Genomic DNA, 15,261 nt, shown 5'->3' with positions numbered 1-15,261 from the left:
TGGCTCCGGCCGCACCCCCGGCCGGCGGGCCGCGCTGGGCTCCCGCCCGGGACCGGGCCTCCGGGCCGCGGTGGGCTCTGGCCCGGGACCGGGCCTGTGGCCCGCGGCGGGCTCCCGCCCGGGATCGGCGTCCGGCCCGCGGCGGCTGCCCGCTCGGGACCCGGTCGCCTCCGGGTCGTACCGTCGTCCTCGCGGCCGCACCCGCACCCGCACCCGTGGCTCCGGGCCGTACCTCCGGCCGGACCGCCCTGCTGCCCTCCCGTCACCCGCCGCACCCGACCGACCACGCCACCCTGGGGACCGTTCATGACCCACGACCACGACCTGGTGCTCCGTCCGACGGCGGCGCAGACCGCCGCCGCGCTCGACCCGCCCGCCGGGCGGAACGGCGGCGACCTCGTCGTCGAGACCCTCACCGGCCTCGGCGCCACCACCGTCTTCGGGCTCCCCGGCCAGCACGCGCTCGGCATGTTCGACGCCCTCCGCCGGTCCGACCTCCGCTACGTCGGCCTGCGCGTCGAGAACAACGCGGGCTTCGCGGCCGACGCGTACGGCCGGATGACCGGCGAGGCGGCCCCGCTGCTGCTCTCCACCGGCCCCGGCGCACTGATGTCGCTCGCCGCGCTCCAGGAGGCGGCGGCCGCCTCCGCTCCCGTCCTCGCGATCGGCAGCCAGATCCCCGTGGCGGGGCTCGGCGGCGGACGGCACGGCTACCTGCACGAGCTCCGCGACCAGCAGGCGTCCTTCCGGGACATCGTGAAGTCCGTCCACACGGTCCGTACCCAGTCCCAGATCCCGTCCGCCATCGCGGCGGCCTGGGAGTCGGCGCTGACCGCCCCGCACGGCCCCGTCTGGGTGGAGATCCCGCAGGACGTGCTGCTCGCCGAGACGACCCTGCCGGTCGTCACGGCGATGGACGCGACGCCCGAGGAGATCGCCCCCCGCCCCGAGCTGACGGCGGTCGCCGCCCACCTCCTGGCGAACGCCGAGCGCCCCGCGATCATCGCGGGCGGCGGAGTCGTCCGCTCCGACGCCTCCGGCAAGCTGCGCGCGCTCGCCGAGCGGATCGACGCGCCCGTGGTCACCACGTTCGGCGGCAAGGGCGCCTTCCCCTGGAAGCACCCGCTGTCGCTCCAGTCCTGGCTGGAGGACCGGCACACCACCGACTTCCTGGAGGACGCCGACGTCCTGCTGGTCGTCGGCTCGGGGCTCGGCGAGCTGTCCTCGAACTACCACACGTTCGCCCCGCGCGGCCGGGTGATCCAGATCGAGGCGGACGCGGGCAAGCTGGAGTCCAACCACCCCGCGCTCGGCATCCACGCGGACGCCCGCCTCGCGCTCCAGGCGCTCCTGGAGACCGTGGAGGAGCGCCGGGACGGGACCGCCCCCGAGCGGGTCAAGGCCGTCCTCACCGAGGTCCGGGACCGGATCGCGGCGCAGGACCTCGGCCTGGAGCAGCGGATCGTGGCCTCGGTGCGCGAGGCGCTGCCGGACGACTCGCCCAGCTTCTGGGACATGACGATCCTGGCCTACTGGGCCTGGTCGGCCTTCGACGCCCGCCGCCCCAACACCATGCACTCCGCACAGGGCGCCGGCGGCCTCGGCTACGGCTTCCCCGCCGCCCTCGGCGCGGCGGCGGCCGACCCGACCGTCCCGGTCCTCGCGGTCTCGGGCGACGGCGGCGCGATGTACTCGATCGCGGAGCTGGCGACGGCCAAGCAGTACGGCTCGAACGTCACCTGGCTGATCGTCGACGACGGCGGTTACGGCATCCTGCGCGAGTACATGACGGACGCCTTCGGCGAGGCCACGGGCACCGAACTGGCGCGCCCGGACTTCGTCGCCCTCGCCGAGTCCTTCGGCGTCCCCGCGGTCCGTACGACCCCGGAGTCCCTGACGGCCGACCTCACGAAGGCCCTGGCGGCCCCGGGCCCGTCGGTGGTGGTCCTCCCGGCACTCCTGCGGATGTTCGAACCGACGCACCTGTGAGACCTGCGCGCACACGAGCGCTCCGGCCCCTGGTCCTAGGACCAGGGGCCGGTCCTGTCCCGGCTTTTGTTGCGGCGGGATGAAATCCCACCCCACCCGCGTTGGTGCCTTCCGGTAGAGCAGGACGAACGGGAGGCGACCACGTGGCCGCGGCGGGGCAGAAACAGGCGGATCAGCAGGCGTCGAAGGCGCTGGGCTGGGCGCGGAGGCTGGGCGGGTACGCCTGGCGGTACAAGGCCAACGTCCTCCTCGCCCTCGGCTCGTCCCTCGCAGGAATGGCCGTCCTCGCGCTCGTGCCGCTGATCACCAAGGTGATCATCGACGACGTCATCGGCGCGAAGACCCGGTCCCTCGGCGTCTGGACCGGCCTCCTCGTCGCCGCCGCCCTCCTCGTCTACGTCCTCACGTACGTCCGCCGCTACTACGGCGGCCGGCTGGCCCTCGACGTCCAGCACGACCTCCGCACCGAGATGTACGGCACCATCACCCGGCTCGACGGACGGCGGCAGGACGAGCTGTCCACCGGGCAGGTCGTCGGACGGGCCACGAGCGACCTCCAGCTCATCCAGGGCCTTCTCTTCATGCTCCCGATGACGATCGGGAACATCCTGCTCTTCCTGATCTCCCTGGCCGTGATGGCCTGGCTCTCCCTCCCGCTCACCCTCGTCGCCCTCGCCGTCGCCCCCGCCCTCTGGTTCATCGCCAAGCGCAGCCGCACCCGCCTCCACCCCGCCACCTGGTACGCCCAGGCGCAGGCCGCCGCCGTCGCCGGGGTCGTCGACGGGTCCGTGACCGGTGTCCGCGTCGTCAAGGGCTTCGGGCAGGAGGACCAGGAGACCGGGAAGATCCGGGAGGCCAGCCGCAAGCTCTTCGCCGGCCGCCTGCGCACCATCCGGCTGAACGCGCGCTACACCCCCGCCCTCCAGGCCGTCCCCGCCCTCGGCCAGGTCGCCGTCCTCGCCCTCGGCGGCTGGCTCGCCACTCGCGGCCAGATCACCCTCGGCACCTTCGTCGCCTTCTCCGCCTACCTCGCCTCGCTCATCGGCCCCGTCCGCATGCTCGCGATGGTCCTCACCGTCGGCCAGCAGGCCCGCGCCGGCGTCGACCGCGTCCTGGAGCTCATCGACACCGAGCCGGTCATCGAGGACGGCACGAAGGAGCTGCCCGCGGACGCCGAGGCGACCGTCGAGTTCGACGACGTGAGCTTCGGCTACGAAGAGGGCCGGCCCGTCCTCGACGGCTTCTCCCTGGAGATCCGGGCGGGCGAGACCGTCGCCGTCGTCGGAGCCTCCGGCAGCGGCAAGTCCACCGTCTCCCTGCTCCTGCCGCGCTTCTACGACGTGTCCCACGGCGCCGTTCTGGTCGGCGGCCACGACGTCCGCGAGCTGACCCTCGACTCCCTGCGCGCCGCCATCGGGCTCGTCCCCGAGGACAGCTTCCTGTTCTCCGACACCGTCCGCGCCAACATCGCGTACGGCCGGCCGGACGCCACCGAGGAGCAGATCGAGACCGCAGCGCGCGCCGCCCAGGCGGACCGTTTCATCGCCGAGCTGCCCGACGGCTACGACACCAAGGTCGGCGAGCACGGCCTCACCCTCTCGGGCGGCCAGCGCCAGCGCATCGCGCTCGCCCGCGCCATCCTCACCGACCCCCGGCTGCTCCTCCTCGACGACGCCACCTCCGCCGTCGACGCGCGCGTGGAGCACGAGATCCACGAGGCCCTCGCCTCCGTGATGGCCGGCCGCACCACGCTCCTCATCGCCCACCGCCGCTCCACCCTCGGCCTCGCCGACCGCATCGCCGTCCTCGACGACGGCCGGCTCTCCGACATCGGCACCCACGAGGAGCTGGAGCGCCGCTCCCCGCTCTACCGGCGGCTCCTGACCGACCCCGACGAGCTCGGCGGGGTCTCGCCCGGCCATACGCTGCCCGTCGAGGTGCCCGAGGACCACACCCTGCGCGCCGAGCTCGACGCCGAGTTCGATGCCGAGCGCGGCATCACCCCCGCCCTCTGGGTGCGCGAGGAGACCGACAGCGAGGAGTCCCAGGCCCCCGGAGCCACGCCCGAACTGCTGGCCGCCGTCGAGGCGCTGCCGCCCGCCACCGACACCCCGGACGTCGACGAGGCGCGCGCCGTCACCCCCGAGGAGTCGTACGGACTGCGCCGGCTGCTGCGCGGCTTCCGCACCCCGCTCCTCGTCAGCCTCGGTCTCGTCGCCGTCGACGCCGGCATGGGCCTGCTGCTGCCCATCCTGATCCGGCACGGCATCGACGACGGCGTGAACAAGCTCGCCATGGGCGCCGTCTGGGCCGCCTCCGCGCTCGCCCTGCTGACCGTGGTCGTGCAGTGGTTCGCCCAGACCGCCGAGATCAAGATGACCGGCCGCACCGGCGAACGCGTCCTCTACGCCCTGCGCCTGAAGATCTTCGCCCAGCTCCAGCGGCTCGGCCTCGACTACTACGAGCGCGAGCTGACCGGCCGGATCATGACCCGGATGACGACGGACGTGGACGCGCTGTCGACGTTCCTCCAGACCGGTCTCGTCACCGCGTTCGTCTCCGTCACGACCTTCTTCGGGATCATGGGCGCGCTGCTCGTGCTCGACCTCAAGCTCGCCCTGGTCGTCTTCGCGACGCTCCCGGTCCTCGCCGTCGCCACGTACTTCTTCCGCCGTTCCAGCGTGAAGGCGTACGAGCTGGCGCGGGACCGGATCAGCGTGGTCAACGCCGACCTCCAGGAGTCGGTCTCCGGCCTCCGCATCGTCCAGGCCTTCCGCCGCGAGAGCTCGGGAGCCGCCCGGTTCGCCGCCCGCAGCGACGACTACCGCCAGGCCCGCGTCCGCGGCCAGTGGCTGATCTCGATCTACTTCCCCTTCGTCACGCTGCTGTCCTCCGTGGCCGCCGCGGCCGTGATGATCGTCGGCGCGAACCGGATCGAGGCCGGCACCCTCACCACCGGCGCCCTGGTCGCCTACCTCCTCTACATCGACCTCTTCTTCGCGCCCGTGCAGCAGCTCTCCCAGGTCTTCGACGGCTACCAGCAGGCGACCGTCTCGCTGAGGCGCATGCAGGAACTGCTCCAGGAGCCGACGTCCACGGCCGAGGCCGCCAAGCCCCTGGACGTGCTGTCGCTGCGCGGTGAGATCGCGTTCGAGGACGTGTCGTTCGCGTACGGCAAGGAGGAGGAGGCGCTCACCGGCATCGACCTGCGGATCCCCGCCGGGCAGACCGTCGCCTTCGTCGGCGAGACCGGCGCCGGAAAGTCCACCCTGGTCAAGTTGGTCGCCCGGTTCTACGACCCGACCGCCGGCCGGGTCACCGCCGACGGCACCGACCTCAAGGACCTGGACCTCACCGCGTACCGTCACCGGCTCGGCGTCGTCCCGCAGGAGGCGTACCTCTTCGCCGGCACGATCCGCGACGCCATCGCGTACGGCCGTCCCGGCGCGACGGACGCCGAGGTCGAGGCGGCGGCCCGTGCGGTCGGCGCCCACGACATGATCGCGACCCTGGAAGGCGGCTACCTCCACGAGGTCGCAGAACGCGGCCGCAACCTCTCCGCAGGCCAGCGCCAGCTGATCGCCCTGGCCCGCGCCGAGCTCGTCGACCCGGACATCCTGCTCCTCGACGAGGCGACGGCCGCGCTCGACCTGGCCACCGAGGCCCAGGTCAACCAGGCCACCGACCGCCTGGCCGGCCGCCGTACGACCCTGGTCGTCGCCCACCGCCTGACGACGGCGGCCCGCGCGGACCGGGTGATCCTCATGGCCCACGGCCGCGTCGCCGAGGACGGCACCCACGAGGAACTGCTCGCACGGGGTGGCCGGTACGCGGAGCTCTGGCGCGCCTTCATCGGCGAGGAGGAGCCTGCGACAGCGGTGTGAGGCGGGACGGCGGTGCGAGCGGTTCCGGCTCGTGGCCGGGAGTACCCGGCTCCCGACTGAGTACGGGAGCCGGGCGGGATGAGTACCATCGCGTCTCCCGCCGCCCGCCCCGCCCGGGGTTGGATCGGCCCATGTTCAACGAGCACCCCGGCTGGGTCACGCCCGTCACCCCGCCCGAGGCCCCGACCGCCGCCCGCCGTCTGCGCACCCGCGCGCTGTGGGCCGGGCTCCTGCTCGTGCCCGCCACGATCGTCGCCGGACTCCTCGCCCTGAGCACGGAGAACGCCGGCCGCTGCGTCGCCTACGGCACGTCCTGCGGCTCCACTCCGGGCTGGTTCTACCTCGTCACCTTCGCGATCACCGCGATCGCCTGGATCCACGCCCTCTGCACCCCGGACGGGCCCGCCGAGCCCGCCACCTCCCGCAAGGCAGCCTTCTGGACCCTGGTCGGCGCCGAGTCCGTCTTCCTGCTGCTGGTCGTCACCTCGTTCGGGTGAAGGCAACCGTGCAGGGCTCCGCTGCGTCGTACGCATGTACGGCATGACGTCGGGAGGGGCTCCAGATGTTCGATGGGATCAGTGTGACGGAGGCGGGGCGCGGCAATCGGCTGCTCGGGTATCTCCTGGCGGTTCTGCTCACCGCCGGCGCCCTCACCCTGGCCGGGCCGGGGGTCACGCACGCCGAGGCCGCCTCGGTCTGCAGCGGCAGAGCCACCAAGACCGTCACCTTCGCCACCGGAGAGCTGCGTCTCTACCGGAGCCGGCAGTACGTCTGCGCCCTCGCCGTCGCCAAGCACCCCGGCGAGCGCCGCGCGATGTCCGTCTCCCTCCAGCCCCGCGGCGGGCGGCCCGTCGTCGACAGCGGCCAGTTCACCCGCCAGGCCGGGCCGGTCACCGTCCACGCCCTGAACCGCTGTGTCCGCGCCACCGGTACCGTCGCCGGGCGGAGCGGCTCGACGGGCTGGGTCCTCTGCTGAGGTCCGGGCATCGCAACCCGTGACGAAACCTGTGTCGTTGCGAAGGTAAGGGCCAACTGGGTCTGGCGGCACGCACGTTGCCCCCGCTAGGTTCGCGACACCGTTGTGAATCAAGGGGAGGGTGAATGCGCAAGTCGCTGATCTGGCTGACGTCGCTCACGGTGCTCATAGGCACCGTCGGGGCGAGTGGTGCGGCTACCGCCGCCGAGCCGGCCACCGGCAGCCCGACCGCCGCCGCGGACAGCGCCGTCGGTACGGACATCAAGGACCGCATCCTGGCGATCCCCGGGATGAGCCTCATCGAGGAGAAGCCGTACGCCGGCTACCGCTTCTTCGTGCTCGACTACACCCAGCCGATCGACCACCGCCGTCCGTGGAAGGGCACGTTCAAGCAGCGGATCTCCGTCCTCCACAAGGACACGGACCGTCCGACCGTCTTCCACACCAGCGGCTACGGGCTGAGCACCACCCCCAGCCGCCGCGAGCCCACCCGGATCATCGACGGCAACCAGGTCTCCATGGAGTACCGGTTCTTCACGCCGTCCCGGCCCCAGCCCGCCGACTGGTCGAAGCTCGACATCTGGCAGGCCGCGAGCGACCAGCACCGCATCTTCACCGCCCTGAAGAAGATCTACGGGCAGAAGTGGCTCTCCACCGGCGCCTCCAAGGGCGGTATGACGGCCACGTACTACGAGCGCTTCTACCCGCGCGACATGGACGGCGTCGTCGCGTACGTGGCGCCGAACGACGTCAACAACAAGGAGGACTCGGCGTACGACCGGTTCTTCGAGAACGTCGGGACCAAGGAGTGCCGCGACCGGCTCAACGCGATGCAGCGCGAGGCGCTCGTCCGCCGCGCCCCGCTGCAGAAGAAGTACAAGGAGTGGGCCGAGTCCGAGGGCGCCACCTTCAACACCGTCGGCACGCTGGACAAGGCGTACGAGGCCGTCGTCCTCGACTTCGTCTGGGGCTTCTGGCAGTACTACGGCGAGGACGTCTGCGGTTCGGTCCCGGACGCGAAGACCGCGACCGACGACCAGGTCTACGAGACGATCGACGCGTACTCCGGCTGGTCCTTCTACACCGACCAGGGCCTCGACCCGTACACGCCGTACTACTACCAGGCGGCCACCGAGCTCGGCTCGCCCAGCATCGAGCTGCCGCACCTGAAGGGCCTCACCCGCTACGGCTACCAGCCGGCGCGGAACTTCGTGCCGAGTGAGATCCCGACGACCTTCAAGCCGGCGGCGATGCGGGACGTGGACGACTGGGTCCGCAAGAACGCGAACCGGATGCTGTTCGTGTACGGCGGCAACGACCCGTGGGGAGCGGAGCCGTTCCGCGTCGGCAAGGGCGCCCGTGACAGCTACGTCTTCACGGCCCCCGGAGCCAACCACGGCGCCCAGGTAGCCGGTCTCGTCGAGGCCGAGCGCACCAAGGCCACGGCCCGCATCCTCGCCTGGGCCGGGGTGGACGCCCCGACGGCGTCGGCCGCGCAGCCCCTGGCCCGCTTCGACGCCCGGCTCGACAAGCCGGCGGACGACGAACTGAACCGGGAGCGCGGCGTACGCCCGTAGCGACGCGTGACGCGCCCGGCGGCCCCCCGGCCGCCGGGCGCGTCCCACCCTTCTCCACGGCCGCCGCGCACCGATCGCTCTCCACGGCCGCCGGGCGCCGACCGCTTCTTCACGGCCGCCGGGCGCCGACCGCTCAATTCACCGCAACCGGGCGCCCACCGCTCTTCAGCCCCGCCGGGCGTGCCGACGGCTCTTCGCCGCAACCGCGCGCCCACCGCTCTTCACAGCCGCCGCGCGCAGCCCACCGGTCGCTCCCCGCCCAGCGCCACGAACAGCGCCGTCGTGGGCGGGCAGCGGTCGCGGCTCGTGACCGCCGACGCGACCCGGAACGCGGGCGCACGGGCCCCCGATCCGTCGCACGCGGTCTCCTTGACCCGGCCCTCGCCCGAGGACGACACGCAGTCCCCGACGATCGTGTGCGGCCCGCCGCCCTCCCCGGGGTCGCCCGGATGGGGAGGTTCCAGATTGCGCATGCAGGCGTACCCGCGCGGCACGGACCCGTCCCCGTTCTCGTCCGCCGCGGGTCGGCTCTCCGAGACGTGCAGCACGAAGTCCGTGGTCGCCGGGCACGTCGGACCGCCCGAGGTGGCGCCCTGGGACCGGGTCGTCACCCGCGCGACGGCCTTCTCGCTCGTGCACGGAACCTCACGGAACACCGCCCCGCGCGTGGAACAGTCCCCGGGCCCGAGGAACATCGCCCCGTGGTCGTGGGGCGAGCTCGTGTACGTGACGGGCCGCGGCGGCCCGCTGTCGGCCGCCTGCCGACAGCCGGTCAGGGCCGGCAGCAGGCCCGCGCACGCCATGGACAGCAGAGCCGCGCACGCCACGGACAGCCCCGCCCCGCTCCTGGGAGCGCGCATGAAAAGACCCCCCGATCTCCGAGTCCAGGGTGGCCCGCCGGGGCGGGCGCACGCCAGGGAGAACGGGGGGTCTGCGCCGCGAGTTACGTTACGTGTACGACAGGCCGTGGCCGACCGGGTACAGCACCCGTGTCGGATCGTCCGCCCGCTGTACGGGGACGGGCAGACGGCCGTGCGGCCGGGCGTGGCCCGCGAGGACCCGGACCGCGGCCCGCAGTTCGACGTCGGTCCAGGAGTAGGCGGCGAGGGTGGCGCGCTGCCCGGTGGTCCAGGCGACGTCGTACGGGTTGCGGATGGCGATCGTCACGACGGGGACCCCCGTCGCCACGAGCCGGTCGACGAGGGTGCGCTGCGGGCTGGTCGCCGAGACGTTGTACGTGCCGACCACGACCAGGTCCTTGCCGGCCGCGGCCGCCACCGCCTCCTCGATCCTCGCCGCCGTCGGGGTGATCCCCGTGGACAGGGCCGTGGCGGTGAAGCCGAGTTCGGTGAAGGCGGCGGCCAGGGTGGTGGTCGGGGGGCCTGTGGTGCCGGACGGCGAGGCGGGATCGGCGCCGACGACCAGCACGTCGCCGTGGCTGCGGCGGCTGATCGGCAGGAACCCGCCCTCGTTGACGACCAGGGTCGTGGTCTGCTCGGCGATCCGGTCGGCGCGGGCCAGATGGGCGGCGGTGCCGACCGTACGGTCCACACCGCGGCCGGTGACGTACGGCCGACGGAAGAGCCCCAGCTTGGCCTTGAGGCGCAGGATCCGCAGGATCGATTCGTCGAGTCGGGCCTCGGTCAGTTCGCCGTCCTTGACGGCCTGGAGGACCGCGTTCCAGGCGAGGTCGAGCTTCGGCGGGTTGAGCAGCTGGTCGACGCCCGCCTTGAGCGCGAGGACGGGCACGCGGTCGTCGCCGTACTTCGTCCGGACACCCTCCATGCCGAGGGAGTCCGTCACCACCACGCCGTCGTAGCCGAGTTGCTCGCGCAGGATGCCGGTCAGGATCGGGTGGGAGAGGGTCGCCGGGTCCCCGCTCGGGTCGAGCGCGGGCACGACGATGTGCGCGGTCATGATCGAGTCGATGCCGGCGGCGATGGCGGCCCGGAACGGCGGGGCGTCGAGCTCGGCCCACTGCGCGCGGGTGTGGGTGATGGTCGGCAGGCCGTAGTGGCTGTCGGTGGCGGTGTCGCCGTGGCCGGGGAAGTGCTTGGAGGTCGCCGCGACACCGGCATGCTGGTACCCCTTGACCTGGGCGGACACCAGGCCGGCGACGGCCTGTGGGTCGGAGCCGAAGGAGCGTACGCCGATGACGGGGTTGGCGGGGTTGACGTTGACGTCGGCGACGGGCGCGTAGTTCTGCCGGATGCCGACGGCGGCCAGCTCGGTGCCCGCGATCCGGGCGGCGTCGCGGGCGTCGGAGCGGGAGCCCCCGGCGCCGAGCGCCATCGCCCCCGGGAGCAGGGTGGCCGGCTCACCGACCCGGCAGACGATGCCGTGCTCCTGGTCGGTGGAGATGAGGGCGGGGACGGGGGTGGGCTGGGCGAGGGCGGCCCGCTGGATGCCGTTGGAGAGCTCGGCGATCTGGCGCGGGTCGCGGGTGTTGTGCGCCCAGGAGAAGTAGATGACACCGCCGACGTGGTACTTCTCGACGAGTTCGGCGGCCGTGCGGACGCCGATCTCCTTGAGGTTGGCATCGATGTCGGCCTGGTCGGGCGCGGTGGCGGAGTGGCCGTACACCCGCATCACGAAGAGCTGGCCGACCTTCTCCTCCAGCGACATACGGGAGATGAGCCGCTGGAGGCTCCTGAGGCCGGTGTCCGGCTGGGCGTGGGCGACGGGGGTGGTGGCGCCGGTGACGGCGGCGGCCGCGGCGGCGGCGGTGACGGTGAGGAGGGTGCGTCGGGAGGGGGCGCGGTGGTGCACTGATGCTCCTTCCGGCCGTGCGGGGTTGACGGAAGTGGGTGAAGGAAACTTCCAAGGTGCAACGGATAGCCCGAAAGTAACTGCCAGGTCAAGGATCCGCGCAAGGATCCGCTCGGGTATCCGTTCGGGATCCGCTCGGGGTCCCTCCGGGATCCGTGCAGAGGTCAGGCGGCGGCGGAGACCTGGGGCCAGAGTTCCTGGAGCGTGCGGACGGTCTCCGTGATCGCCGGGCGGCGGGCCGCTCCGGTGCGCCAGAGCGCGTGCAGTCGGCGCGTCGGCATCGGGTCCAGCCGTACCGGAGTCACCCCGGGCGGCAGCGCCCCGCGGCCGAGGCGCGGCACCAGCGCGATCCCGAGGCCGGCCGCGACCAGGGCGACCTGCGTGTGGTTCTCCTCCGCCTGGTGGACGATGTGCGGCTCGTAGCCGGTGGCCCGCAGGGTCTGCATCAACCAGTCGTGGCAGACGGTCCCGGGCGGCTGCGTGATCCACCGCTCGTCCGCCAGCTCCTCCCGCCGTATCGACGCGCGCGTCGCCATCGGATGGTCACGCGGTACGAGTAGGTCGCACAGGTCGTCGCCGATCACCGCCTGCTCCACCCCGGGCGGGGTCGGCATCGGCGCGATGTCCCAGTCGTGGGCGACGGCGAGGTCGATCACGCCGCGCCCGACGAGCTCGATCGAGATGTGCGGGTCCACCTCCGTGAGGCGGGCGTCCAGGGCGGGGTGACGGGTCGCCAGCTCCGCGAGGACCCGGGGCATCAGACCGCGCGCGGCGCTCGCGAAGCAGCCGATCGACAGACGCCCGGAGGGCAGCCCGCGCCGCTCTTCGAGCCGTACCTCCGCCTCCTCGACGATGGCCAGCAACTGCTGGGCGGTGGCGGCCAGTTGGTGTGCCTCGTCGGTGAGCCGCACCCCGCGGCCCCGGCGTTCGAGGAGGGTGGTACGGGTCTCGCGCTCCAGCTTGGCGATCTGCTGGGAGACGGCCGACGGGCTGAAGCCGAGGGCGGCGGCCGCGGCGCCCACCGAGCCGTGCACGGCGACGGCGTGGAGGGCGCGCAGGCGTCCGAGATCGAGCATGGGCGGGCTCCTCGGGGGCGGGGGCAGGTCCTGGATGAAGCGTTGCTTCATCCAATCATGAAGGAATATGCGCTGGTGCTACACGGTCATCATGCGTGACGCTCTCTCACATGCGCCCTGCCCATGTCGCCCTGGCCGCGCTCGTCGCCGCCGTCTGGGGAGTCAACTTCGTCGTCATCGAGATCGGTCTCGACCACTTTCCGCCGCTGCTCTTCTCCGCCCTCCGCTTCCTCGTCGCCGCGCTCCCCGCCGTGTTCCTGGTGGGCCCGCCCAAGGTCGCCTGGAAGTGGATCGTGGGGGTGGGGCTGGCCCTGGGAGTGGCCAAGTTCGGCCTGCTGTTCACGGGCATGGACCTCGGCGCGCCCGCCGGGCTCTCCTCGCTGATCCTCCAGATCCAGGCGGTCTTCACGGCCCTGTTCGCCGTCGTCGCGCTCGGCGAACGGCCGGGGAAGGCGAAGATCGCGGGCATGGCGGTCGCGCTCGCGGGCATCGGAGTGGCGGCGGTCGACGAGGGCGCGAGCGGCCCGCTGGTGGGCTTCGCGCTCTGCATCGCGGCGGCGGCCTGCTGGGGTGTCTCCAACGTCCTGACCCGTAAGGCGTCCCCGCCGGACGCCCTCAACTTCATGGTCTGGGTCAGCGTCGTGCCGATCCTGCCGCTGCTGGTCCTCTCCCTCCTCCTGGAGGGCCCGGAGCGGGACCTCGCGGCGCTGCGGGGGCTCGACTGGGCGGGCGTGGGCGTCATCGTCTACGTCGCGTGGGTCGTCACGATCTTCGGCTTCGGTGCCTGGGGCTGGCTCCTGCGCCGCTATCCGGCCTCCTCGGTGGCCCCGTTCTCGCTCCTGGTCCCGGTCTTCGGGATGTCCTCGGCGGCGCTCTTCCTGGGCGAGGGCATCAGCCCCCTGCGCTGGTGCGCGGCGGCGCTGCTCGTCGGCGGAGTGGCGCTGACGTCGCTGTCGCGCGGCGGAGGGACGGCGGCCACCCCGGAGGCCGTCGGGCGGACGGAGGCCCGGGTGTGACGGACGGGGCGGAGGCGGTCGTAACCTGGCTCCTTGATCGAGAGGAGCCCCGGATGGCCTTCGACCTGGTCCCGGTCGACCGTGAACCCGCGCCCGCGGCCGTGCTGTTGAGCGGCATTCCCGGCAGCGGCAAGTCGACCGTCGCGGCCGCCCTGGCGGCCCGGTTCGCGCGCGCCGCGCACATCGAGGTGGACGAGATCCAGGAGCTGATCGTCAGCGGCGGCCACTGGCCGACGATGGACCACGACCCGGAGGCCGACCGCCAGATCTTCCTGCGCGCCCGGAACGCGTGCCTGCTGGCGGACAGCTTCGCGGCGGCCGGCTTCCTGCCGGTCGTCGACGACGTGGTGGTCCGCCGCAGCCACCTCGACTTCTACCGCGCGACCCTGAAGGCCCGTCCCTTCCACACGGTCTTCCTCGCGCCCGGCGCGACGAAGGCCTGGGAACGCAACAACGCCCGCGACAAGCGCCTGACGACGAACTGGGCCCCACTGGACGCTGCGATGCGCGAAGAACTGTCGGCCGACGGCATCTGGCTCGACAACGCGGAGCTGTCGGTGGAGGAGACGGTCGACGAGGTCCTGAGAACGACGGGCCTGGCCACGGCGGCGTCGTAGCGGGGCGCACGGGTGTGGGTACGGGGCCCGGGTCGGTGCCCCGGCCGTGCGCGACCGGCTGTGGGCCGGGCGGCGCGGGGCCCGGCTTCGGGCCGGTAGCCGCGCTTCACGCGCGCGAGGTGCCCGCCCCGCCCGGGCGGTGGTTTCCGGGCAGCCCGTCAGTCGCGGGGGCGGGCCGTGGAATCCCGTACCAACAGCTCCGCCGGGATCGTCGTCACCCCGCCCGGCGGGGGTTCCTCCGTGGCCACCGCGAGGCGGCCCGCACGGGCGCCCGCGTCGTGCAGCGGGAGCCGTACCGTCGTCAGCGCCGGGACCACGTCTATCGAGAACGGCAGGTCGTCGAAGCCCGCCACCGACACGTCCTCCGGAATCCGCAGCCCCCGGTCCCGCAGCGCCGCGCACGCGCCCAGCGCCACCGTGTCGTTCGCCGCCACGATCGCCGTCAGCGACGGCTCCCTGCGCAGGAGTTCGAGCGTCGCGTCGTAGCCGGACCGCCGGTCGTACCGGCCGTGCACCGTCGGCCCCTCCGGCAGCCCCGCCGCCGCCAGTGCCTCCCGGTGGCCCTCCAGCCGGTGCCGGGTCGTCGTCCGGTCCGCCGGCCCCGCCACGTAACCGATCCGCCGGTGCCCCAGCGAGAGCAGGTGCTCGGCGAGCCGCCGCGCCCCCGCCCGGTTGTCGAAGGTGAGCGCCGCCATGCTCGCGTCCCCCTCCACCGGCGGCCGCCCGCACAGCACGATCCGCGTCCCCGCGTCCGTCAGCTTCGCGAGCTTCGCCGACACGGCCGCCATGTGGTCCGGGGCCTCCAGGGACCCGCCGGTCATGATGACGGCGGCGGCGCGCTGCCGCTGGAGCAGCGTGAGGTACGTGAGCTCGCGCTCGGGCGAGCCGCCCGTGTTGCACACGACGGCCAGCTTCTCGCCGCCCGCCCGCCCCGGCGCGCCCTCCCCGATCGCCCCCTGCGCAGCGCCCGCCATGATCCCGAAGAAGGGGTCGGCGATGTCGTTGACGAGGATGCCGATCAGGTCGGACGTCGCGGCTGCGAGCGAGCTCGCGGGCCCGTTCAGTACGTAGTCCAGCTCGTCCACCGCCCGCAGCACCCGCTCCCGGGTCGACGCGGCGACCGGGTAATTGCCGTTCAGGACGCGGGAGACGGTGGCGGGGGAGACCTGGGCACGCGCGGCCACATCCGCCAGCGTGACGGTCATCGCGTACCTCCGGGGGAGATTGTCGGGCGAACGAGCCTGCGGCACCGCGCGGAGGAGGGCGGACCCCTTGTCCGGTGTGTTGTCGGCAGGCTAGCGTCTCCGTTCGTAGAAAGCGCTTTCTGTTTGGGAGTACGTACGTGATGGAGGCACCT

11 protein-coding genes are annotated in these 15,261 nt (G+C 73.0%); 7 read left to right on the top strand and 4 right to left on the bottom strand.

Annotation, left to right across the window (positions count from 1 at the left end; all coding sequences use genetic code 11):
- The first annotated feature begins 306 nt into the window (after window positions 1-306).
- The 5 genes from ACZ3OF_RS25900 to ACZ3OF_RS25880 all read left to right on the top strand — a co-directional run bounded on the left by ACZ3OF_RS25900 (window position 307) and on the right by ACZ3OF_RS25880 (window position 8,426).
- The gene (locus tag ACZ3OF_RS25900; RefSeq protein WP_467307076.1) at window positions 307-1,989 is read left to right on the top strand and encodes a thiamine pyrophosphate-binding protein; all 1,683 of its coding nucleotides are present in this window, start codon (window positions 307-309) and stop codon (window positions 1,987-1,989) included.
- Window positions 1,990-2,132: 143 nt separating this feature from the next.
- Complete coding sequence (locus ACZ3OF_RS25895) at window positions 2,133-5,873, top strand: ABC transporter ATP-binding protein (protein ID WP_467307074.1); 3,741 nt, start codon at window positions 2,133-2,135, stop codon at window positions 5,871-5,873.
- A 131-nt stretch (window positions 5,874-6,004) separates the two neighbouring features.
- Entirely contained in the window at window positions 6,005-6,370 is a 366-nt protein-coding gene (locus tag ACZ3OF_RS25890; protein WP_361673445.1) for a hypothetical protein, read from the top strand.
- A gap of 65 nt (window positions 6,371-6,435) precedes the next feature.
- Complete coding sequence (locus ACZ3OF_RS25885; RefSeq protein WP_467307071.1) at window positions 6,436-6,849, top strand: hypothetical protein; 414 nt, start codon at window positions 6,436-6,438, stop codon at window positions 6,847-6,849.
- 125 nt (window positions 6,850-6,974) lie between these two features.
- Window positions 6,975-8,426, top strand: a complete 1,452-nt coding sequence (locus tag ACZ3OF_RS25880; RefSeq protein ID WP_361673439.1) for an aminopeptidase — start codon at window positions 6,975-6,977, stop codon at window positions 8,424-8,426.
- Between the two features lie 221 nt (window positions 8,427-8,647).
- Here ACZ3OF_RS25880 and ACZ3OF_RS25875 read toward each other — a convergent pair whose 3' ends face one another.
- From ACZ3OF_RS25875 to ACZ3OF_RS25865, 3 genes are all read right to left on the bottom strand, one after another.
- A complete protein-coding gene (locus ACZ3OF_RS25875; RefSeq protein ID WP_467307068.1) occupies window positions 8,648-9,286 on the bottom strand; it encodes a hypothetical protein in 639 nt (212 codons plus the stop codon).
- A gap of 88 nt (window positions 9,287-9,374) precedes the next feature.
- A complete protein-coding gene (locus tag ACZ3OF_RS25870; protein WP_361673435.1) occupies window positions 9,375-11,195 on the bottom strand; it encodes a glycoside hydrolase family 3 protein in 1,821 nt (606 codons plus the stop codon).
- A 164-nt stretch (window positions 11,196-11,359) separates the two neighbouring features.
- On the bottom strand, window positions 11,360-12,271 hold the full coding sequence (locus ACZ3OF_RS25865) for a LysR family transcriptional regulator (RefSeq protein WP_467307066.1): 912 nt from the start codon (window positions 12,269-12,271) through the stop codon (window positions 11,360-11,362).
- 110 nt (window positions 12,272-12,381) lie between these two features.
- On the opposite strand from ACZ3OF_RS25865, the gene ACZ3OF_RS25860 reads away from it, so the two are divergent.
- Both ACZ3OF_RS25860 and ACZ3OF_RS25855 read left to right on the top strand, forming a co-directional pair.
- Window positions 12,382-13,287 (top strand): EamA family transporter, encoded by a 906-nt coding sequence (locus tag ACZ3OF_RS25860; protein ID WP_361673430.1) that lies wholly within the window; start codon window positions 12,382-12,384, stop codon window positions 13,285-13,287.
- 53 nt (window positions 13,288-13,340) lie between these two features.
- On the top strand, window positions 13,341-13,904 hold the full coding sequence (locus ACZ3OF_RS25855) for an AAA family ATPase (RefSeq protein ID WP_361673427.1): 564 nt from the start codon (window positions 13,341-13,343) through the stop codon (window positions 13,902-13,904).
- Between the two features lie 158 nt (window positions 13,905-14,062).
- On the opposite strand, the gene ACZ3OF_RS25850 is transcribed toward ACZ3OF_RS25855, so the two are convergent.
- Window positions 14,063-15,109, bottom strand: coding sequence for a LacI family DNA-binding transcriptional regulator (locus ACZ3OF_RS25850; RefSeq protein ID WP_361673425.1), 1,047 nt, complete (start codon window positions 15,107-15,109; stop codon window positions 14,063-14,065).
- Window positions 15,110-15,261 lie beyond the last annotated feature (152 nt).

It is taken from the genome of Streptomyces sp. NPDC022552, from assembly GCF_055561875.1.
Note: the sequence above shows the minus strand (reverse complement) of the source record. Positions and strands in the feature narration are given on the sequence as shown.

Bases quoted from the DNA above. Each gene is read 5' to 3' on its own strand.
- ACZ3OF_RS25900 (WP_467307076.1), top strand. From the start codon at position 307: ATGACCCACGACCACGACCTGGTGCTCCGTCCGACGGCGGCGCAGACC.
- ACZ3OF_RS25890 (WP_361673445.1), top strand. From the start codon at position 6,005: ATGTTCAACGAGCACCCCGGCTGGGTCACGCCCGTCACCCCGCCCGAG.
- ACZ3OF_RS25885 (WP_467307071.1), top strand. From the start codon at position 6,436: ATGTTCGATGGGATCAGTGTGACGGAGGCGGGGCGCGGCAATCGGCTG.
- ACZ3OF_RS25880 (WP_361673439.1), top strand. From the start codon at position 6,975: ATGCGCAAGTCGCTGATCTGGCTGACGTCGCTCACGGTGCTCATAGGC.
- ACZ3OF_RS25875 (WP_467307068.1), bottom strand. From the start codon at position 9,286: ATGCGCGCTCCCAGGAGCGGGGCGGGGCTGTCCGTGGCGTGCGCGGCT.
- ACZ3OF_RS25865 (WP_467307066.1), bottom strand. From the start codon at position 12,271: ATGCTCGATCTCGGACGCCTGCGCGCCCTCCACGCCGTCGCCGTGCAC.
- ACZ3OF_RS25860 (WP_361673430.1), top strand. From the start codon at position 12,382: ATGCGCCCTGCCCATGTCGCCCTGGCCGCGCTCGTCGCCGCCGTCTGG.
- ACZ3OF_RS25855 (WP_361673427.1), top strand. From the start codon at position 13,341: ATGGCCTTCGACCTGGTCCCGGTCGACCGTGAACCCGCGCCCGCGGCC.
- ACZ3OF_RS25850 (WP_361673425.1), bottom strand. From the start codon at position 15,109: ATGACCGTCACGCTGGCGGATGTGGCCGCGCGTGCCCAGGTCTCCCCC.